The organism is Citrobacter sp. Cb041, from assembly GCF_030336655.1.
GTDB classification, from domain to species: domain Bacteria; phylum Pseudomonadota; class Gammaproteobacteria; order Enterobacterales; family Enterobacteriaceae; genus Citrobacter; species Citrobacter braakii.
The window spans coordinates 26,365-48,676 of the sequence record NZ_JAOWDD010000037.1 but is presented as its reverse complement, the minus strand read 5'-3'; the positions used below and the strand labels follow the sequence as shown (position 1 = coordinate 48,676).

At 51.7% G+C, this 22,312-nt stretch carries 9 protein-coding genes and 1 other RNA gene; 1 reads left to right on the top strand and 9 read right to left on the bottom strand.

All coding sequences use genetic code 11. The features are described from left to right. Nucleotides 1-476: 476 nt before the first annotated feature. Nucleotides 477-788 carry a conjugal transfer protein TraD gene (locus tag OGV52_RS10955; RefSeq protein WP_162660829.1) on the top strand — a complete coding sequence of 104 codons (312 nt, stop codon included), beginning with the start codon at nucleotides 477-479 and terminating at the stop codon, nucleotides 786-788. A 381-nt stretch (nucleotides 789-1,169) separates the two neighbouring features. On the opposite strand, the gene OGV52_RS10950 is transcribed toward OGV52_RS10955, so the two are convergent. The 9 genes from OGV52_RS10950 to OGV52_RS10915 all read right to left on the bottom strand — a co-directional run bounded on the left by OGV52_RS10950 (nucleotide 1,170) and on the right by OGV52_RS10915 (nucleotide 22,226). Further along, nucleotides 1,170-2,876, bottom strand: coding sequence for a DUF2326 domain-containing protein (locus tag OGV52_RS10950; RefSeq protein WP_213761272.1), 1,707 nt, complete (start codon nucleotides 2,874-2,876; stop codon nucleotides 1,170-1,172). After that, nucleotides 2,867-3,106: an ABC-three component system middle component 6 gene (locus tag OGV52_RS23440; protein WP_353622598.1), complete on the bottom strand. Its 240-nt coding sequence runs from the start codon at nucleotides 3,104-3,106 to the stop codon at nucleotides 2,867-2,869. Before OGV52_RS23440 ends, OGV52_RS10950 begins: the two co-directional genes overlap by 10 nt. Continuing rightward, nucleotides 3,103-3,702: a hypothetical protein gene (locus OGV52_RS10945; RefSeq protein ID WP_123907451.1), complete on the bottom strand. Its 600-nt coding sequence runs from the start codon at nucleotides 3,700-3,702 to the stop codon at nucleotides 3,103-3,105. Before OGV52_RS10945 ends, OGV52_RS23440 begins: the two co-directional genes overlap by 4 nt. Before the next feature lie 550 nt (nucleotides 3,703-4,252). Beyond that, the gene (locus OGV52_RS10940) at nucleotides 4,253-5,479 is read right to left on the bottom strand and encodes an integrase domain-containing protein (RefSeq protein WP_162660833.1); all 1,227 of its coding nucleotides are present in this window, start codon (nucleotides 5,477-5,479) and stop codon (nucleotides 4,253-4,255) included. A 167-nt stretch (nucleotides 5,480-5,646) separates the two neighbouring features. Beyond that, nucleotides 5,647-6,010, bottom strand: a transfer-messenger RNA (tmRNA) gene (gene ssrA / locus OGV52_RS10935). A 72-nt stretch (nucleotides 6,011-6,082) separates the two neighbouring features. After that, entirely contained in the window at nucleotides 6,083-7,246 is a 1,164-nt protein-coding gene (locus OGV52_RS10930) for a beta-barrel domain-containing protein (protein WP_085951071.1), read from the bottom strand. Between the two features lie 7 nt (nucleotides 7,247-7,253). Next, nucleotides 7,254-9,440: a type I secretion system permease/ATPase gene (locus OGV52_RS10925; RefSeq protein ID WP_153690122.1), complete on the bottom strand. Its 2,187-nt coding sequence runs from the start codon at nucleotides 9,438-9,440 to the stop codon at nucleotides 7,254-7,256. Next, nucleotides 9,437-10,846, bottom strand: coding sequence for a TolC family outer membrane protein (locus tag OGV52_RS10920; RefSeq protein WP_287108485.1), 1,410 nt, complete (start codon nucleotides 10,844-10,846; stop codon nucleotides 9,437-9,439). The genes OGV52_RS10925 and OGV52_RS10920 overlap by 4 nt, the downstream gene beginning before the upstream one ends. A 100-nt stretch (nucleotides 10,847-10,946) precedes the next feature. Continuing rightward, nucleotides 10,947-22,226, bottom strand: a complete 11,280-nt coding sequence (locus OGV52_RS10915) for a BapA/Bap/LapF family large adhesin (protein ID WP_287108483.1) — start codon at nucleotides 22,224-22,226, stop codon at nucleotides 10,947-10,949. Nucleotides 22,227-22,312 lie beyond the last annotated feature (86 nt).

The window sequence follows — 22,312 nt, the reverse complement described above, 5'->3', positions numbered from 1 at the left end:
TCGGTATTTTGGTTTTAGAGAACGCCCGTAAGGGCAAAAATAGTTAAATTAGTCTCCCGCCGTCAGGCGGGAAAGTGGAATTAAGATAAAATAGTGAAAATAACAAATGCTTTTATGTGTTGCATAATTCACAGGTTAAGACAAAAAATAAGAGTTTAAAATCAACAGGTAAAATGGTTTTCATTGATTTAATAAAATAAGTAACGCGGAGAGTATCAGATAATTAATGCTAGTGATTGCACTCGTATGTGTTGCGTGATTTTATTTTGATCTTACTGAAATATCATTTTAAAAACCAAAACGCCATTTTTTCTGGATGAATCCAATTATTAACAGGGCAAGCCTGTTCAGCAGGTGATTGTTTGAAAAAATCATCTTTCGCTGCGTGGTTCTGTTTGAAATTTTCATCCTATAGTTTGACCTTTTCCTTTTTTAATTGTATTTCAGTTTTTTAATAACTAAGAGGAAAAGTAATTATGAATACGGATTATAAAAACAGAAAACCACGAACAGAAAAAACAATTAACCAAAAAATAGCTTCAGCGCAGATGCGTTTGAATAGACTAAAAAGTAAAGAAAAATCGCTGTCCAAGCAAGCGGAGACACGCCTGAAGATCATCCTTGGTGCTGAAGTAGCTAAAGCTGTGGGCTGTAAAGTAGAAGAGGTGGATAAAGAGTTAATATTAGGATTGATATTACAATCTTCGCATATTAGCATTGAAGATAAAGCAAGGTTAAAATTAAGAGGAAAAAGATTTCTTGAGGATATGGTTGGGAGGCAGAAGTGAAGTATCTATAGCCGTGATAAACTTCTATATAATTTTATGCTTTATCTTGACATGTAAAATCTTATGATTTATTTAAATGGTAGGTGTTTTATCCTATGTTGATGTTCCGAGCGCCCCAATAAGCTGTGAGCCGAGCGATCCAGAGTGAATAGGATAGAAATATAAATGCTATTATCTATCTCTGGCTCTTTTATAGGAAACAGCAACGGGGAAAGGAGTGTCAGCTAATAGCAGCCTTTTAGATAATAATCCAGCTTATTTTTATTAGTGGGGAGGTGGCTAATGCCTCCTCCGCCCAAAACCTAGCAAATCATATTTTATTTTTAAAGAAAAAATTGTACTAATTTGCATTATTCCTTCTAAGTCGTTGAGGGTGAGTGATTATATTTTAAAGAACTTGTTATCTTCACTAAGTTCTAAGATTGTATGTTCAGTAATAAATTTTTTTTCGATGCTAGATAATTTATCACTCAATATTGCAAGGATATATTGGCCATCAATTGATGATGCAATATCAAATAACACTCTTATTTGGTTGGGATGTATGGCCTCTATCCCGTCGTGTGCAACGAACCTGACAGATTTAGATTTTATTTCAGCTTGAAGGGATAAGTATGCCAGATCCAAAGCTGAAACTTGAGCCTTTTTCTTACCATCTCCTAGATTTCCTTTTGAAGCGACGACCCCAACTGGGTCAACCTTGAAATCATATACACCATTCTTCTCTGTGAATGTTAAAATAAATTCTTCATCATAAAGTTTCTTTGTATATATTGAGAAAAAGTTATTGAAGATCTTTACTCTATTGTCGAAATTATCAATTGCTTTATTAATTTTAATAGATATTTCATTTATTTTTTCTGTAAGGTTGCTTATTTTTAATTCATACGCTTTTATTTGCTCCAATGAGCTTTCGAAACTTCCTTTGCTTTCGTATAGTTTATTTAATTCTTTTTGGAGCAACTGTAAGTCGCTTAGGCTGCCAAGGCTTGATAATTCTTTAAGGATACTGGATTCCTTTGTTAGCCAAGCTGTCAGCAGTTCACTCTTGTTATTTATTTTTTCGTTTACCCGATCCATTTGTGATTTAATAAACTCAACCTTTTTATGGATCATTTGGTTGTGGAAGTTTAATGCATCCTCAAATGTTTTACTTAATTTTTCAACTCTATTTGTTGCTTCCAAGTATAGAGCTTTTAAATCATTAGGGTCTGAATTATCTTGTTGCTGAAGTAATTCATCAATAGCTTGTAAATTTAAGCTCTTTTTCATGTGTAAAGATGCTAAATCTAGAGATAAAGCTGATATTTCTAATTTTATAGAATTTAGCTCTCTCATTTGTGACTCATAAGACTCACCTAGATCGTAGTTTTCAATTGCATTATTCCGTTCGCCGATATCTCGATTTATAATTTCAAGAGATTGTTCTAATGAATTTTTTGATCTTATTTTTGTTAGAATGATAAGCTCAGACTCTAATTTTTTTAATTTTCTATTTGTAGTTTGTTTTTCTGAAAGTATTGAAGGGTTTTCAAATCCGAATAGAAAAAGATTTAAAGTTTCATATTCAGCACTTGATGTTTTATTATACAATGTCTTTAATGTATTAGACATTTTATCAGAGGTGTCACGAATGATTCTGCTCATTATCTGACGCAAACTAGGTTTATCTGCCGCACTGAAAAATAGTGCAATTTTCAAATCATGACAGAAAGATTTGAGGCTGTTGTATTCTTTATCGTCAATCTTACAAAATATTTTGGGTTCAGGTAATACTTTTCTTTTGATTGTTAATTCATCATTTTTACTTAACGTTAAAGTTAGCTTGAACTCAACTTCATTATCAATTAGGAAGTCTTTTATAAGTACATTTGTTGTTTTAAATTCTGGATCTGTATAGAAAGATTCTTGTTTTGCTCCCATACAAAAATCCAGAGATCTTAAAACAGTTGTTTTACCAACGCTATTACCAGTCCCTGATAGATCTGTGGTGCTTTTATCTAATATCAGGTTAACACCTTTATGAAATGAAATCCTTCTGATTTCCCCTAAATAAGGCGAAGTGACAACAAGCTCCTTTAGAAACATATTACAATATCTCCATTTTCATTTAGCTCTATCAAGTCAAGAAGGTACAACCAATTTAGTGTGTACATATATTGTACAAACGTTATTTTTGATGTTATTTTATCTTTGAATTTATCAAATAAATCAATGCTATCAAGGGTAGTTGACGCTTGCTCTTGTATGCACTGTATCAATTTTGCTCCGAGAAAGTAAATAGTATATTGAGGTCTTATGCTATTAGACAGAATCATGCTGGTTTCTCCAGAACTTTACATTCTACAAAAGCATGGAAGACAATATACTCGGCATGCATTTCTATTTCTTCTATTGTTACTGTTCCTGCATCTATGGAGGTAATACATGTTTGTCTAACATGTTCAATAACACAAGCTATTATATTATCTGAGTTATTTTTTATAAGATCTCTTTCGAATTTTTTTCTTTCTTCTTTGTTAATTATTTTCTTCAAGATTTCCTTGTTCTTGAACTTTATATCACCTACGCAGTCTTTATAGCAGGAATTTATGCGAACTAAGGCCTTTTCTCTAGCAGTTGGAATTTTTTCGTTCAGTGAAACATATGATTTCTCTATCATACTATTGTAGAGATAATAATCTTCAATTTTATCTCTGTATTTTACTACATCATTATAATCTATTTTTTCATCAATATCATAAGATGAATAATCATCCGAGGAATCATTCCCATGTAAGTAATCACCGGATGAAATGATAGAAACTAAATTCATAAAAATAGAAGGTGAGCGCACAATATCCAATGATGAATTATTGAAAATATTTTGAGTATTAGTTGAGCGGAATCCACCTTTTTGAGTTATTTCATTCATTTATCGCTATCTCCGGGTTTACTCCCAAAGGATATGGTTTGGGTGTTAGTCGAGTGCGCCCCGCCTTTCTGAGTTACATGGATGTTGGCATCGGAATTGGCCTGTTGGCTTTTTACAAACGTTCCCAAAAATGCCAAAAATAAGCTTAGTGATGTAAAGTAAAATGCGTTATTTTTCAATAAAAAGCCAGCGGTTAGAGCGCATAAAGCTCCAATTAAGCTGAGGATTCTTATAGAAATTCTGATCACTTTTAACTCCACGTAAATCGACCGAGAGATGCTTAGAACTCTCTTATCATTATGACTATGTAAGAATAATGCATTGTAACGCATGGATTTGCATCAAAAATATTTTTTGCAAGCTGATTCATCTATCCGTCAGTCAACCCTCACCGCTAGAGATTACTCACAGCCATCACGGCGGAACCAGTCCAGATGTCTTTGAGCTGGTCTCGTCATTAGAATAGAAGATGGTCACTGCTGTGTGGGATAGCCTGTTTGGCCTGTTCAATCAACGGAAATTGCCATGAACTAATACTGCGTTGCTATTATCATGCAGCTAAAGCCTTAACCCTTTGTGTTTGAACGTAACTTCCCCACCATTGCATTAGTGTTGCTCGTTCTGCTAAATACTCGGCACGGTTGTAAGCTGCGATGATTTCATCTTTCTTTGAGTGGGCGAGGGCGGCCTCAAGAACTTCCGTTCTGAACTTACCTGACTCCTCTGCTGCTGTTCTGGCGATAGACCGCATACCATGAGCTACCAGTTCACCACCGAATCCCATTCTGATTATGGCGGCGTTTGCTGTTTGCTCATGCATATGACTGAGGGGAGCTTTGATGCTGGGAAAAACCCATTCTCTATGACCGCTGATAGGGCGCATGTTTTCAAGTATGCGAAGAGCTTCTTTGCTCAACGGCACTTTGTGAGGACGTTTCATCTTCATGAACTCAGCTGGAATGTTCCAGTATCTGTTCTCTTCATCAATATCGGACCAACGAGCACGAACAGCCTCACCGGGCCTTACCCATGTCAACAATTGCCACTCGATCAGCATACGAGTTTCTAACCGTATAGATGCGTTAGATAAAGCTACCATGAAACGGGGTAGTTCATCGGGTGGTAGGGCGGGCATATTCTGCTTTTTAGGCTTACTGAAACGCTGAGCGAGATTGTCAGCCGGGTTGAACTCAATAAGTTCTTCAGTGGCAGCATAGCGAAAAATTTCATTCAGGCGAGAAATGATACGGCGTAGAGTTTCAAGAACACCACGTTGCTCAATTGGGTCTAGATGCTGCTTGAGCATTTTGGGGCGGATTTCCTTAATTGGGACATCCCCCAGCGTTGGAAAGATGTTCCGTTCAAGACTACGCCAGATATCGTTAGCATGGTCTTGCGAGAGTCCTGCTGTCTTCTTCTTCTCTTCTAACCAGCGTTCAGCAACGGCTTGCAATGTATTTTCAGTAGCATCTTTCAGGTCATTAGCCACTTTTTCATTATGAACCTGTGGGTCGATGCCGTTTGCAAGTAAAGACAGGTATTCATCACGCATAGCTCTTGCACGAGCAAGGGTAAGATGGGGGTAGTTTCCTAACTTTGTTTTTGTTCGTTTTTTGGTCACTGGCACTTGATAGTTGAAGTACCATATTTTTTTGCCACTGGGTTTGACTCTCAACATCAAGCCATCGCCGTCATACAGAGTTATCTCTTTGTTATCGTCTGTTGCCTTGACCTTCTTGATCTGAGTGTCGTTGAGCTTAGTAACGATTCTTGCCATTTTTAGTATCCCATTTTTAGTAGCCTGAATGGTCGGGGTACTAAACAGGGTGTCATAACAAGTAGTTTCTAGCAATTCTCAGTAGACTTCACTGGACATGAAAAAGGCCGCAACCCTTGTGGGATGCGGCCTTTGTAGACTTGAGTAGACGTCATTTTACTAAAAAGTGGTGGAGCTGGCGGGAGTTGAACCCGCGTCCGAAATTCCTACATCCTCGGTACTACATGCTTAGTCAGTCTTTACATTCGCCTGGCACCTGCGGACAGACACGCCACTACCAGACTAGCCTGATTAGATTTAACGCTTCAACCCCAGGCAGGGCCTCCACGCGATCTCTTTTGGGTTTGACCTCTCTTTGATCCCCGTCTTAAGAGCGGAAGCTAGGGAGAGAGGGCTCAGAGCAGGTTATTAAGCTGCTAAAGCGTAGTTTTCGTCGTTTGCGACTATTTTTTTGCGGCTTTTTACGAGGCCAACCGCCCCTCGGCATGCACCTTGGGTTTCGCGAATCCCGTCGAATCCAGAATCAGCCCCAATGTGTTAGAGCAAGTATAACAGACTTGTGACACGTGTGACCAGCCCCCGCAACCCCTAATCCTCAAGGATTTACCGCTCGCGCAGCGCTTCTTTTGCGCGATTAAACGGTTTGATTAAATAGTCGACGATGGTTTTTTCACCTGTTTTTATATCCACTGTGGCAATCATTCCCGGTACGATGGAGAAATGGCGTCCCAGTTTGTTCTGTAAGAAGTCCTGATGGGTGCGGATAAACACGCGGTAGTAGAATATTTCCGGTTTCACTTTGTCCTGAATAGTGTCCGGGGAAATAGTTTCGACTACGCCTTCCAGACCGCCGTAAATCGCGTAGTCATAAGCGGTTATCTTCACCAGCGCCCGTTGGCCGGGGTGGATGAACGCGATATCGCGCGGAGACAGGCGGGTTTCTATCAGCAGATGATCGTCCAGCGGTACAATCTCCATCATCTCGCCATTGGGCGGGATAACGCCGCCAATGGTAGTGACCTGGATGTTTTTCACAATACCGCGCATCGGCGCGCGCACGGTCAGGCGGGTGACGGAATCCTCGCGTCCTTTCAAAATAGCCGCCAGCATATCCACTTCGGCATTGGCTTTTGACAGCGCTTCCCGAGCCTGCACGAAGTATTGTGAGCGCAGATCGGTGATTTTTAATCCTAAATCGCTTTTTTGTCGTTGCAGACGCAGCACTTCAACGTGGCTGGCGGCACCACTTTTTTCCAGCCGTTGGGTTATGGCCAGCTCTTTATTTACCGAGACCAGCGCATCCTGCAGTTCTGCCATAGAATCAGCGAGCTGCGCGCGGCGGCTTTTATACAAGCGCGTTTCGGAGGCGATGAGATCCGGCCAGGCGCGTAGTGAAGCGGGAAACACGAGCGGCAGATCGTTAACTTCGGCATTGAGCCTTGCGCTGGAAGCCAGTGAGGCGCGATAGCGGGCGGCGCTCTCCCCAACGTTGGACTCAGAGCGAGTGGGGTCGAGGCGCGCGACAATCTGATTAGCCTGTACTTTATCTCCCTCGCGTACCGTGAGCTCGGCGAGAATGCCGCCATCCAGCGACTGCAAGACCTGCTCGCGCGAGCTGGGGATTACCTTCCCGCTGCCGGTCGAGACTTCATCCAGCTTGCCGAAATACGCCCAGATACCCAGGACGGCAAACAGCAGCGTGCTGAGCAGAATAATGCGGCTGGCCCCGGAAAAACGGTGCTCGCGGCGGATATCGAGGTCGTCCATGGCAGCGTCATGCGGATTGGTTTTCATTTTTCCACTCCCGACCGTGAGTAGGGGCTGGTGCCCGGCTCGCATTCAGCGCCTGCGCTTTCGGGGCATCCATGACCAGTTGACCTTCTTTTAACACCACTACGCGCTCGACCAGCTCCAGAACCGGTACACGATGGGTGGCGACAATCAATGTTCGGTTGCCCAGCCATTGGTTCAGGCGCTGAATAAACTCTCGTTCGGTATGTTCATCCAGCGAGGCGCTGGGTTCGTCGAGCAGCACGATATTGGGCGATCGCAGCAGCATTCTTGCCAGCAGGATCGACTGCCGTTGTCCACCGGACAGACCGTTGCCGCCCTCCATAATGGGGTGCGCCAGCCCTTTGGCGAGTTGTTTAACGAAAGCCGCCGCGCCGCTCACCTCCAGCGCTTCGAAGATCTGCGCGTCGCTGGCATGCGGTGCGCCGAGTGTCAGATTTTCGCGCAGGGTACCGAAAAACAGCCGCGCATTCTGACTGAGAAAACCGATATTGCGGCGTAAATCGGCCATATCGATCTGCGCCAGGCTCAGGTTATCGAGTCGGACATCGCCCTGGATAATCTCCACGCCGCCCGCCATGGCCTGTAGCAGTGTTGATTTCCCGGCGCCGTTACGCCCGAGGATCGCCACCCGTTCGCCGGGCATGACCTCCAGACGTGAGATGCGCAGCGGAACGCGTTGATCGTCGCTGTGGTAGCGAAAGTGCGCGTTTTCAAACAGATAATGGCCGTGAAAAATCTCCTGATGCACCCGGTCTTCATCGTACTGCGTTTCGGTGGGAAGCTGCATGATACTGTCTAACCCCATCTTCGCCGCCTTGACCTGTTGCCAGCGGGCCAGCACGCCGCACAGGTTCGCCATCGGGGCAATCATTCTGGAACCGAGCATCGACGCGGCCACCACCGCCCCGGTGGTCATTGTGCCTTCAATGACCATCGGCGCGCCGAACATAATGATGGCGGCGTAGACCAGGCTTTGTACCGACATGCCCCAGCCAATCAGCCCCTGAGTCAGCTTGCGCGTGCGCAGCCCGGACTCTCCGGTAATACGGATGTAGCTGTTCCACTGTTGTAAAAAGCGGTTTTCCGCCTGCATCAGCTTGATATCTTCCAGCCCCTGAACGCTCTCGACCAGCACCGCGTTGCGCAGGGTGGATTCATGCGCTGCCTGGTTGGCGAGCACCGCCAGTTTCTTCTGTAACAGCAAACCAGGCAGGATCATCAGCAGGGCCGCGACGGGGGCTATCCACGCCAGCGGCGGGGCGATAAAGGCCAGCACCACGATAAACAAAAAGAAAAACGGTAGATCGACAATCGTCGACAGGGTCGAGGAGGTGATCATCTCGCGAACCTGTTCCAGCTCGCGCAGTTGAGAAATAAAGCTCCCCGTCGAGCGGGGAACAGCGCTGTTGCGCAGCCGCAATGCGTGGCTGAACACGCGATCGGAAATGCGCATATCGGCGCGTTTGCCGAGCAGGTCCATTATGTGGGTACGCGCTTCGCGCAGCAAAAAGCCAAACAGCACCGCCACCAGAACGCCGGTGGAGAGAACATACAGCGTTGGATAAGACTGGGCGGGGATCACCCGATCATAGACCTGCATCGAAAAGATAATCCCGGCGAGCGACAGGACGTTAATCAGAAAGGCGGCAACCATGACCGGCAGGTAAGGGCGGATGTCCTGTAACACCAGTTCGCGCATCCAGTCGGGCTTGAAGCGCGAAATATAGCGGTCTACCCGACTGTCCTTCAGCGCCGACAGCGGGCGCAGCGCGGTAATGCTCACGATCTCCGGCAGAAGTTCTGCAACTGTGAGTCGGTTACGCTGGCCCTCTTCGGCGATGATAAAAACATCCAACGCATCTTCACCGTTGAAATGTTCTATCACCATCAGTTGGCCGTCGCGCAGTTCCGCCACCACCGGCAGACGCCACTGGCCGAATGCCTGCGTGGCGGTATCCAGCGCATGAAATGACAGCCCTGCCTGACGCGCCAGCTGCGCCAGGGCCATAGCTCGGCTTTTTCCCGCAAACCACGGGGCGTTGGCCTGGATTGCGCCGGGCGAACAGGCAACGCGATAGTGGCTGGCAATATGCGTCATCGCCAGCGCCCACTGGCTCAGGGCGTGTTCGCCAATCGCATCTTCCGCATGTGTATCGACGTCGCTCATAGCTTTATCTCCACCGATTGAATACTGCGGTTATTTAAGGCGAACGCCTGGCGAAGCGAGCCGGTGTTATAGAGGCAGTTCAACTGGAGCTGGCGCAGCTGGTTTTGAGTCTGGAGTTCAGCAAAACGGGCCTGATATACCTCCTGCTCGGCGTTAAGCACGTCGAGCAGTGGGCGTGACCCGAGGTCCAGATACTGCTGTTGATAAAGCTCGCGCGTTTGTTCACTCAGCCGTTGCTGGCGACGCAGGATCTGCAGGGCAGTGGCGAGGCTCATCGCCTGGCTGCGGGATTCCAGTAATTTCTGCCGCACTTCAAGTCGGGTACGCTGGATGGAGTACTGTGCAGACTCTACCGCGTGACTGGCGGCGTTGCGTCTGGCGGTGAGTCCGCCCCCCTGATACAGCGGCATCTCGACTTTTACCCACGTGGAGTACTGGGTTTTGTCGAGCACCTCATGGCTGGGGTATTTGTCGTTGAGATAGTGCTGAACCGACGGCTCCAGGGAGATAGTGGGCGTCATCTGCGCGTTGGCGTAATCGAGATTTGCCTGGGCCACATTCGCCTGCGCCCATGCCGCCAGCACCGCGGGAACCAGCTTATCGTCCGGTTTGACCACATCACAACTGCTGTCCAGTTTGACCGGAAATTCGTTGCTGATGCCGTTAAGCGAGTTCCAGCCGAGGAAGCTCATCAGCGTTGCCTTGCTGCTGTCGAGATTGGCCTGATACTGCGCCAACTGAGAACGTGCAGACTCGATACGCGCATCGGTTTGCACCACGTCGGATAGCGAGGTTGCCCCTTCATCATTGCGTTGACGGGTCAGCCGACCAATACCGTTCAAGGCGCTGAGCTGCTCTTCAGCGGCGTCCACCATTTGCTGCCACGTCTGCACCTGGACTATCGCGTTGGCGGTTGCGTGGGCGATGGTATCAATACTGAGTAATACATTCGCCTGCTGTTGTGCAGATCCGGCGGTTTCAGCACGGACCTGGCTTGCCACTTTGCCGAAGTCGTACAGCATTTGCGACACTGAAATAACCAGGGCCGGGCTAAAGCCGTGATCGGTGTAAGTATTGCTGTAACCGTTATTCATCCCGGCAGAAACCTGCGGGTAATATTTTGATTTCGCCACATCGATCTGCTCATTTTGTGAGAGCAGTTTGCCGATGGATTCACGAATAGAAGGATGCCAGCTCACGGCGCGACTCACTGCGTCGTTGAGCGTCAGGCTGCCGGGGGCGGCGGCGCTTAGCGGCAGATCGGCAACCGCGCCGTCCAGCGAGGGCAGCCTCTGGCTGGTGGCCAGGCCTTCCGGCGTAATAATTTGCGGTTCATCTTCGGCATTCACCCGCAGGGTACAGAGCGTTAATGCCAGCAGTAAGGCAACAGGCGCGACATTTCTCATAGTTTATCCCTTACAAAATACGGCAGCGACGACTGTTATTGCCCCGGACGTCATGGCATCCGGGGCTGTAGTTATGGCACTTTAACGTTATGCGTTAGCTTCAGGGCACAATGTGATTTTGTTGCACCAGCTCATCGAGCGTGGTGTGTACGTTCTCCAGCGTTATGAGATTGGTTGAGTGATAAGTGTTGCCCGTACCGTCGCGGTCGATAGCAATCACCGTGTTGTTACCGCTGGTGGTCACGGTGAGGTAGTTGCCGAGCGTAGCGTTCTGCCCGTTCCAGCCCACCAGCAGGTCGCCGATATCGATTTTGTCGCCCTGGGCCAGCGAGAAGTTGGTCCAGTTGTCGGTAGCGCCATTGCTAATGTTGCCGCCGGTAGCGTCGTTGGCGTTGAGCAGGTGATAAATCAGCGTATCGCCGTAGACCGATCCGGTGATCACCTCATGCTGTGCGGTGCTTACCATCTGCGGATTCATATTGATGGTCAGCGTAGCGGTGTCCGTATGCCCGTTTTGGTCGTTAAGCGTATAGGTAAAGGTCTCTTTGCTGGTGATCGATGCTACGGTTGCACCCGGCTTCAGCGTGTAGATGTATGAGCCATCCAGGTTCATGGTCAGTGATCCATAATGACCCTGAATTATTGCGCTACTGGCGCTGCTGGCCGGATTGAGGGTGGCAGTACTGCCGTTAAAGCCGGTGACGGTGAGCTGGGTATGGACGGTTGAGAGCTGATCGTGCGCGCCGGCGGCATCACTGCCATCAAAAATATTGCCATTCACCGTGGTGGCGTTAACGTCATAGGTATTGAGGTGCCATGTCGTGCCCGTGACGTTTGGCGTAATGCTGACGTTGCCAACTGCTAGTCCTCCCATTGTTCCGGTGAAGCTGATGTTGTAATGGCCTGCGGCCAGCTCGGCATTACCCAGCGAGATGGCAATTGAACTGCCTAACAGGCTGATGGAACTGGCGGGTACAGAGCCAGAAAGCGAGAATCCGTCGGGACCGGTGATTGTCCAGGCAATGCCCAGCGTACCGACGGTGATAAGCGTGCCGATGTTGAAGTTGAGCGTAGCGCTTTTCAGTACGTCATTTGTCGCGATATCAAACGAACCTGTACCGGTTGCTTTGTTCCCAAGCGTCGGAATTGTCGCTGTTCCCAGCGCGCCGCTTCCGTATGCAGCAGAATCCTGAACGGTACTTACCGCCATCTGGCTGCTGATGTCATTTACGGCGTCCAGCGGCTGCGGCGTTGGTTTGATATTCAGCGAGGCGCTGCCGGTATCGCCGTTTGGTGCTCTGACCTTATACACGAAGCTGTCCGGGGTGTTGATACCGTCTGCACCCAGTCCGCTTCTTAGCGTGTAGGTGTAGTTCCCCTTCGCATCGATAGTCAGCGTGCCGTACTGCCCATTAATAGTGGTAGTGCCCGTCCCGTTAACGACGATACCGTTTACTTCGGTGATAACGGTATTGGCCGGAGCCGAGTCGTTGACCAGCAGATTGCCATTGGTTGTCGCACTCAGGCTGTCGACGGCGTAGGTGTGATCGGCCTGAATATTCAGGGTATAGCTGGTCAGCAGCGTCAGGCCGCCGGAAGCGTTAAGCAGGAACAGATAATCGCCACCCGGTAGCGTAATGGTATACGCTGACGAACTTCCGCCCAGTAGGGCAGTGACCCAGTTTGGCTGTACCCGGTACTGCTCATACTGCTGAATTGACTCGTTGAAGCGATAAACATAGAGATCGAAGCCGCCAAGCGTCACGCCGAGAACATTCGCCTGTACGGTCAGCGTGCGGGTTGCGCCATCGTCAACGTTGAACTTAATCGGGTTAGTCAGACCGTTGACCAGACTGACGTCCAGCACATTGCCGAGTCCGACGCTGGCGAGCGTGAAGCCGGTTTGTTGTGATGGCAAGTGGTCAACCGCGATGACCTGCGTTCCGTAAGTCAGCACTGCTGCATCGTCTGCCGCGGTTACCGTGCTGGTGGTTGGAGCCTGACCGAGCGTTACCACCAGTTTTGCCGAGGAGTGATCGCTGCCATGCGTCAGCGTGTAGGTGAAGCTTTCGGAGCGCCCATACACCGAGATTGACGTATTGGTCAGGGTATAGGTGTAGCTACCGTTCTGATTGATATGCAGGATGCCGTATTTCCCCTGCACATCAATGCCGCCCGCCGGGATATTCACGACGTTGCCGTTACCGTCGGTGATGGAGGTGACCAACGTGCCGGAAGGCGCATTATCCTGCCCGTTGGCGGGATCGGTATCCGTGATGATGTTCCCGGATTCCGTGGTACCGCCGATGATGGTCCCTGCGCTGGCTTTTACCACCGAGACATCAAGGCTGGTGTATGCCCCGGTCGCCAGCAGGTTGGTGTTGTAACTGACCACGCGGTAATCACCGCCAGTCAGTCCGCCGTAATTGAGCGTTACGCCCGAGGCGCCCAGGGTGAGCAAGCTGGCAAAGTCTGATTTACCGGTATCCACCACCGTTACCCAGGCATTCAGCGAGGTGTCAAAGCGTTGGATGACGATCTCCAGCGTGTTTAACAGGGACAGCACCACGCCGGTCGCGGCGGCATTGATCGTAATGGACCCGCTGCCGCCAGAAGCGATGCTGAAATTAACGCTTGCCGTATCGTTCCCCAACACGTTGGCGACATTCCCCAACGCATTAACCAGCAGGAAACCATAATCGCTTTGATGATCGGTGCTGACGATAACATCGGTTTGCAGCGGCAGACTGGTGACGTTGTCTTCAGCCAGCAGTGGCAATACCGGTGCGATAGCGCTTGTCGGCGATGAGGTATTGCCCGCCGCATCGGTCGCCGTGGCGGACAGCGACTGGCCTTCAATCTGGCGAACCGGCAGGTTGACGCTGTAGACACCGCTGCTGTTGGCGATTGCCGTCACGCTGGTGCCGCCGGGCAGGGAGATAGTGACCGTGCTTCCCGCTTCGGCGACGCCGCTGACGGTGCCGCCATCGGCGCTGATCAGTATCGTTGGCGCGGTCGGTGGCGTGGTGTCCACAATCACGCTGAACGAGCTGGACAACCCGCTTGCGCCGTTGGCGTTTGTTGCAGTGGCGGTAAACGCGTGGTTACCTTCGCTGAGCGCCCCGGATGGGGTAAAGCTCCAGATGCCGTTACCGTCTGCGGTCGTGGTGCCCATTAGCACGCCGTTGTTGTACAGGCTGACGATGGCGTTAGCCTGCGCCGTTCCGCTGAGCGTTGGCAGCGTATCATTGGTTGTTTTACCGGGGGCGACGGGCCCCGTGATCGTACCGACGTCATCAAGTACGCTGGCAATAACCGGCGCAGGCGGTACGCCAGTAAACGGTGCCAGAACGTTACCCGCCGTGCCAATGTTGCCTGCGGCATCCTGGGCGCTGACCTGCAGCGTTTGCCCACTGATTTGCGGTGGGTTCAGCGTGAAGGTGAAATTACCGGAGGCGTTGGCGGTTGCCGTGCCGAGCACCGTTCCACCGCTGGAGGTAATAATGACCGTGCTGTTTGGCTCGGCAACGCCGGTGAGCGTGGTACCGTTGGCGTTTACCGCCAGCCCTGTAGGAATGCCCGGGGCGACGGTATCGACCACGATCGCTGCCGCAGATGATATGCCACTGGTATTACCCGCACTGTCCGTTGCGGTGATGGTAAAGGAGTGAGTACCTTGTGCCAGCGCGGTGGTTGGGGTGTAACTCCAGTTGCCGCTGCCGTCCGCCGTCACGCTGATGACAAAGCTGCCGTTATCGTAAATATCGACACGCGCGTTGGCTTCTGTGGTGCCGTTTAACGTTGGGCGTGCGTCGTTGGTTGGCTGATTAGCGCCAATCGCCCCGGTGTTTGGCCCGACGTCGTCAATAATGCTGCTGATTGAAGGCTGCGTCGGCGCTGTGGTGTCGACCACCACGCTAAAGCCTGCCGTCGCACTGCTGGTGTTGCCAGCCGCATCTGTCGCGGTGACGGTGAAGGTGTGCGATCCATTCGTCAGCGGCGTAGTTGGGGTAAACGACCAACTGTTATTACTTTGCACCAGCGCCGTACCCAGCAGGGTGCTTCCATCATAGATGCTGACGGTGCTGCCTGCCTCGGCGGTACCGTTCAGCGTCGGGCGCGCATCGTTGGTCAGTTGTCCGTTGTTGAGCGCCGCATTGAACACGCCGCCTGCGATATCATCCACCACTGAGACCAGCAGCGGGGCGGATGGCGCAATGGTGTCGACATTAATAATAAACCCGCCGGAGGTGGGACTTACGTTTCCGGCGGCATCGGTGGCGATAGCGGTAAACACATGCTGACCGTTACCCAGCGCGGCAGGCAGATATTCCCAGGTGCCGTCTATCGCCGCAGTTACCGTTGCCAGCAGCGTGCCATTATCGTAGATGGCTACCCGGGCACCGGCTTCCGCCGAGCCGTTGAGTACGGGACGGGTGTCGTTGGTAAAGGCCCCGCTCGACAGCGTTCCGGTTCCCGGTAGCATGTCATCAAAAGCCTGGATAATCGTTGGCGCAAGCGGGGCGACGGTATCAACAACGATGTTAAATCCAGCGGACGTGGGGCTGACGTTTCCGGCTGCGTCGGTGGCTGTCACCGTCAGCGCGTGGTTACCGTTGCCAAGCTCGGTTCCTGGCGTGAAGCTCCAGGCGCCCGTGCCATCCGCTGAGGTAAAGCCGATAAACGATCCGTTATCGTAAACTCTTACCGTGGCATTGGCTTCAGCCGTGCCGCTAAGCGTCGGGAGTGGATCGTTCGTGGCCTGACCGTTGTTCAGATTACCGATCAGCGGGCCGACATCATCTGCAACCTGAGTAATCGCTGGCGTACCAGGCAACACGGTATCCACGATAAGCGTGAAGCTATTGGATGGCTGGCTGGTATTACCGGCGCTGTCGGTGGCGGTGACGGTCAGCGTATGCGGGCCGTTACTGAGTGCATCCGTTGGGGTTAAGCTCCAGGTGCCGTTAGCCCCAACGGTGGTGGTGCCGATGGGCTGACCATCGCTCAGGACGGTTATGGTCGCGCCAATTTCACCGGTGCCGCTCAGGGCCGGACGGGATTCATTCGTGGTCTGCCCGTTGGTTATCGGGCCTGTTGTCGGTGCGGTGCTGTCCTGAACTGAGCTGATGACTGGGATTGACGGGGCAACTGAGTCCAGCTCAATAGTAAACGATGATGATACTCCGCCGGAGTTACCTGCCTGATCGGTGGCAACGGTGGTGAATATATGTTGTCCCTGTCCCAGCGGTGCATCCGGTGTGAAGCGCCAGTTGCCTGACTCGTCCACCTGCGCTGTACCGATGGCGTCGCCGTTATCACGGATCGTGATGATGGTACCGATTTCGCCTTTGCCGTTCAGCGTAGGCTGTGCATCGTTCGTCAACTGTCCGTTGGTCAGCGCTGTATTGCCAGGCTGATCGTCAATTACGGAGGTAATGGTCGGTGCCGCTGGCGGTAGCGTGTCGACGACAACCACAAACGGCGGCGTTGCCGGGCTGATATTGCCCGCGGCATCTGTGACGGTGGCAGTCAGCGAGTGGCTGCCTTCACCGAGGGCAGGCGCAGGCGTAAAGCTCCAGTTGCCGTTTTCATCGCTGATGGTTGTGCCGATGACCGCCCCGTTATCGCGGATGGTAACAATCGAATCCGCCTCGGTAACGCCAGCAAGCGTTGGAGTATTATCGTTGGTCAACTGCCCGGAGGTCAGGGTCTGAATCGCACCAACGTTGTCCGTGACTGTCACAATAGAGGGGGCATTCGGCACCAGGGTATCGACAATGATCTGGAAATCACCGGATGGATCTCCCTGGTTGCCTGCGGCATCTGTTGCGCGAGCGGTAAAGATATGGTCGCCTTCTCCCAGCGGAGCGGTCGGGGTAAAACTCCAGAATCCGTTGCTGTTTACCGTGGTAGTGGCATAAGCGATGCCATTATCGTAAAGGGTGATGGTTGCCCCCGCTTCGCCGGTTCCGTTAAACGTTGGGCGTGAATCGTTGGTAATTTGCCCTTTATCCAACGATCCGGTGCCAGGGGCAATATCGTCAATAATGCTGGTGATAGTTGGCACCTGCGGGGGCGTGGTGTCGATGGTGATTGCGTAGTTGGGCGACAGACCACTTGGGGTACCGTCCACCGTTTGTGAAACCGTGAAGTTATAGGTTATGCCGTTAGTCAGCGCAGTGGGTAGCTGATAACTCCATGCGCCAGACACGGCATCGGCGGTTACCGTGGCGATGGATGCGCCATTTTGATAGATAGTCACCGATGCCCCAGCAGTGGCGGTCCCTTGCAGCAGCGGTAAGGTGTCGTTGGTGGTTTTACCGTTGCCAATCACCCCCATGATGGGCGCGATGTCATCAACGATCTCAAGAGTCGGTGGATGCGGAACGCTGGAGGTAGCGGCGTTAAACGTTGTCGGATCACTTTGATTTCCGGCGGTATCCTGAGCGATGGCGTTGAGCGCCTGACCGGTTGTTTGCGCTGGCGAAATGGTGACAGAGAAGTTACCAGAACCGTCTGCCACCCCCTGGCCGAGAATGGTGTTACCGCTGCGAATAATCACGGTGCTGCCGGCGTCGGCCGTACCGCTTACCAGCGTCCCGTTAGGATCTACGCTGGTAACCGTAGGCGTTGCAGGCGGCTGCGTATCGACAATCAACGTCAGCGGGTTATCTGCAGCCAGTGAGTTACCTGCGGCATCCACTGCGCCGAACGTCAGTGTGTGAGTGACGTTCGGCGTGAGGGGAACATCCACACTCCAGGTGCCGTTAGCAGCAACGGTAGCCGTAGCAATTGCGACGGGATTATTGCCATCGAAAATTAACACTGTACTGCCCGGTGTGCCGGTCCCGCTAATGGTCGGGGTGGTATCGTCCGTGACGCTGCCACTGGTTAGCGAACCGGTAAAGATTCCAACGTTATCCTGGATATCCGTTACCTGCGGCAACGTCAGCTTCGTGTTGTTAACCGTAAACGAAATGCTGTTTGAATTGTTGCTGATGTTACCTGCCGGATCGGTTGCGGTGGCGCTTAATGTGTAGCTTCCGTTCGCCAGCGCAGTCCCTGGCGTAATACTCCAGGTTCCACCAGCCACCGTTGTAGTACCGATCACCGTCCCCCCGTTATACAGGGTGATGGTATCCCCGTCTGTGCCAGTACCGCGAATGGTTGGTGTGGTGTCATCAGTCACGGCATCTGGCGCAAGGTCGCCCGTGACATCACCGACATTATCGTTGGCGGCGATGATCACCGGTGGTGCAGACGGCGTCGTGTCGATGTTCAGTGTTATGGCGTTAGATGGCAGGCTGACGTTGCCTGCTGGATCGGTTGCGGTGAGAGTTACCTGATAACTACCAGGAGCAACCGGTGCTGACGGAGTGAAGCTCCAGGTACCGTCTGCACCTACTGTTGTTGTTCCCTGCAATGGGGGAGTACCGGCAAGATAGAGGGTAATCAGATCCCCGACGTTCCCCGTGCCGCTAAAGGTTGGCGTGGTGTCATTGGTGTTGCCATTAGTGACCACACCCGTTACCGGAGCCACATCGTCGGTAATGATTGGCGCGGCTGGTTGTGCGGGAGGCGTATTGTCTACTGTCAGAGTAAAGCTTGCCGACGGGATCCCCGTGTTGCCCGCGACGTCAGTCGCCGTGGCGGTAAATTTATGCGGCCCGTCGGCGAGTGAGGTTGGGGTAAATGTCCAGGAGCCGTCTGGCTGTACGGTGACGGTGCCAATAGAACCGCCATTATCATAAATCGTAATCTTCGCGCCGGGCTCGCCGGTTCCGGAGAGTTCGGGATTCGAGCTCTTGGTACTGCTGCCGTTACTCAGCGTTTGTAGATTTGTCCCAATCAGACCTTCTGCAGAGCTGATAACCGGGGCAACTGGTGGGGTGGTATCAATCGTCAGCGTAAAGTTCCCGGCATTGCTGGCGTTGCCTGCAGCGTCCGTGGCGATAGCGGATAAATTGTGTGCGCCTTCACTGAGCGGTTGGCTGAGTTGAATACTCCAGGTGCCGGCGGGTAAAACCGTTGTGGTGCCAATTGGCGTGGAACCCTCATAGAGGGTGATTGTAGAACCGGCTATTCCGGTTCCTTTCAGCTCTGGTAAGGTATCGTTTGAACGGCTTCCGGAAGGCAGATCGATCGGCGCATTCCCAACGTCGTCGGTGGCAGCCAAAATGACAGGATCGCCTGGCGGTTGAGTATCTACGGTAACGCTGACCACTGTGGGTGAGGTGATGACATTACCGGCAGCATCGGTTGCCGATACCGTAAACTGATGAGTGCGGTCGCTGAGCACCTGATTTCCCGGAACGGTATAGCTCCAGGTGCCCGAACTGTCGACAAGAATAACCGTCATCAACAGACTGCCATCGTACAGGCTCACCAGTGAACCTGGTTCACCGGTACCCGAGAGGGTTGGCGTGTTATCGTTGGTGACCCAACCGTTATTTGCAACGTTGCCCGTAATGCTGCCAACATCATCGTTAACCAACGTTATTACTGGAACGGTTGGGGCGATGCTATCGACAATAATTTTCCAACTGGCGGCGCTGCTGGTGTTGTTGGCAGCGTCTGTTGCCGTCACCGTAAATACGTGCGCGCCCTGGCTTAGTGCTGCGGTGGGCGTATAGTTCCAGTTACCGTTGTTATCAGCGTTAACGGTCGCAAGCAGGGTGCCATTATCATAAATTTTGACCCGCGAACCTGCTTCGGCGATGCCTTCAATTTTCGGTTTATCGTCGTTGGTTAACCCATTGTTATTGATGGGGCCAGTGAAATCGTCAACATCATCAGTAACGGCAATAATAACTGGCTGGTTTGGTGCAGTGATATCCGGAGCCAACGCGGAGGTAGGCTGACTCTCGTTATTGCTGCTGTCCGTTGCGGTGACGTTTACCGTTTCGCCGTTCTTTTGCGACGGCGCGATAGACACGGTGAAATTGCCGCCGCTGTCAGCCTGGCCTATGCCAATCGGGTTACCGTTGCTGTCTTTAACGGTGACGGTGCTTCCCGCTTCAGCATGTCCGCTTACAGAACCGCCGTCTCCGGCGACGGTGACGCCGGTTGGCGCATCAGGTGCGGTGGTGTCCGGTGCTTTGACAGAGGCGTCGTCGCCCTTGTTGCCTGCGGTGTCGGTCGCATTTGCCGTAAGGGTCTCGCCGTTGGTTTGCGGCGGAACCAGCGTTGCGGTGAAATCCCCATCCGTATCGGCAGTTGCCGTACCAATGATATTGCCATCTGGATCCAGAATATTGACCGTACTGTTGGGTTCGGCCTTGCCGGTGACCTGGTCGCCAGTGCCATTAACTAGCAGGTTTGTTGGGGGCTGTGGCGCGGTAATGTCTGGTGCAAGCGCCGTTTCTGGCAGGCTTGGGTTTCCTGCCGGATCGGTTGCGATGGCTTCAATGGTTTCGCCATTGGTCTGTGGTGGGTTAATGGTGATGGTAAATGAGCCGTCCGTTCCGGCGACGCCGCTGCCGATCTGAGTTCCGCCACTGCCGGTGATAACCACGGTATTGCCTGGTTCGGTCGTTCCGGTGACGACAGTCCCATCCGCAGATACGTTGAGATCATCAGGTGGCGACGGTGGCTGGGTGTCGATGTTGATATTGAACGCTGGTGACATGCCTCCTGTACCTGACTGGTTTGTCGCGGTGGCGCTGAAGGCGTGTAGCTCATCTGATAACGGGGAGCTGGAAGTCCATGTCCAGTTACCGTTACCGTCAGCCAGTACGCTGTCGATAATTGTGCCGTTGTCGTAAATAGTCACCGTGCTGTTGGCGTCGGCAGTGCCAGAGAGCGTGGGGGTATTATCATTGGTGGCCTGATTATTGCTCAATGGTCCGGTTGAGGGTGCAAAATCATCCATTATGCTGACGATAACGGGCACGCCCGGGTAGCCAGAGTTGGTGGCATTGAAAGAGGTATCTGGCCCGATGTTGCCTGCCTGGTCCTGAATTTTCGCGATCAGCGTTTCACCGTGCGTCTGTGAGGGCGAAATCGCGATGGAGAAATTGCCGGTTTGATCGACCGTTGTTGAACCCAAAACCTGATTATTACTGCCGATGATAATGACCAGGCTTCCCGCCTCAGCGCTACCGGTTACCGTTGTACCTTCCGGATTAACGGAGGAAATGACTGCGGCTGCAGGCGGGGTGGTATCAACGGTGAATGTCGGCACGCGCGTTTCCGCGCTCACGTTACCTGCGGCGTCAGTTTGCGTCAGCGTCAGATTGTGAACACCATCGCTGAGCGGAATGTCCGGTGTAAATGTCCAGTTCCCATTGTCATCCACCCGGGCCATGCCAATCAGAATGCCGTTATCAGAAATGCTGATGAAACTACCTACTTCGCCTGTACCAGTGAGCGTCGGCGTAGCATCGTCGGTTACGCCGTTATTGGCGATAAAGCCGGTAATGGAACCGACATTGTCGGTTTCCTGAGTGATCACGGGGGCGTCGGGGGCAAGCGAATCGACAATAATTTCCCAACTGTCAGACATGCCGCTGCTGCCAGCACCGTTTGAAGCGCTGACGGTAAACTGGTGTGTGCCGTCTGCCAGAGGAGAGGATGGCGTAAACGACCAGTTGCCGTTGGCATCGATTGTGACCTGGCCTATTTCGACGCCGTTATCAAAAATATGTAATGTGGCATTCGCGGGGCCGGTGCCCTGGAGTGTCGGCGTATTATCGTTGGTGGATTCCTGCTGATTGACAGGGCCAGTAATCAGCTCCTGGTTATCGATTATGCTGGTGATAACGGGGACGTCAGGCCTGTTAGGGGTTGTCGTTGGCGGTGTGCCGCCATCACCGTCACCGTCACCATTACCATTACCATTACCGTTACCGTTACCGTTACCGTTACCTTCGCCGTTGCCGCCGTTGCCATTGCCGCCGCTACCATTGCCGTTCCCGTTCCCGGCATTACCGTTCCCAGCGTTATTATCGCCACCGCCGCCGCCGCCACCACCCGCAGCGAGGCCAATCCCGCCAGCGACAGCGATCCCGCCAAGAACCCACGGCCAGACGGCGCCGCCTTCATGACTGCCTTCGGCCGTCATCAGCGGTGTGAGATCGTCCAGGTGCTGGAAATGGAATGCTCCGTCAGTATCCTGAACCCACCACAGTGCGCCATTACTGTCTTCCAGAACAAGTTGGTTTTGCGCTTCACCTTTTCCGAGGTAGAAATTTTTAATGGTGATGGTTTCACCTGAGCGGAGTGTGACAACCAGATCCTGATTAACGCGCGTGAGTTGACTCACCTCCTCACGCGACACAGACAGTTTCACGATAGAAGGTGAACTGAGCGTAACTTCAGAGGCTTCAACATTTGTGGAAACGCCAGTTAATTTTGATACAACGGCGAGTAGACGCATATGTTCACTCCTGATGGCATGCCGGGAGTATTAATCCGCAACAGCGCGCTGGGAAAATGAGCTGACAGAGGCTCAGTTCATCATAA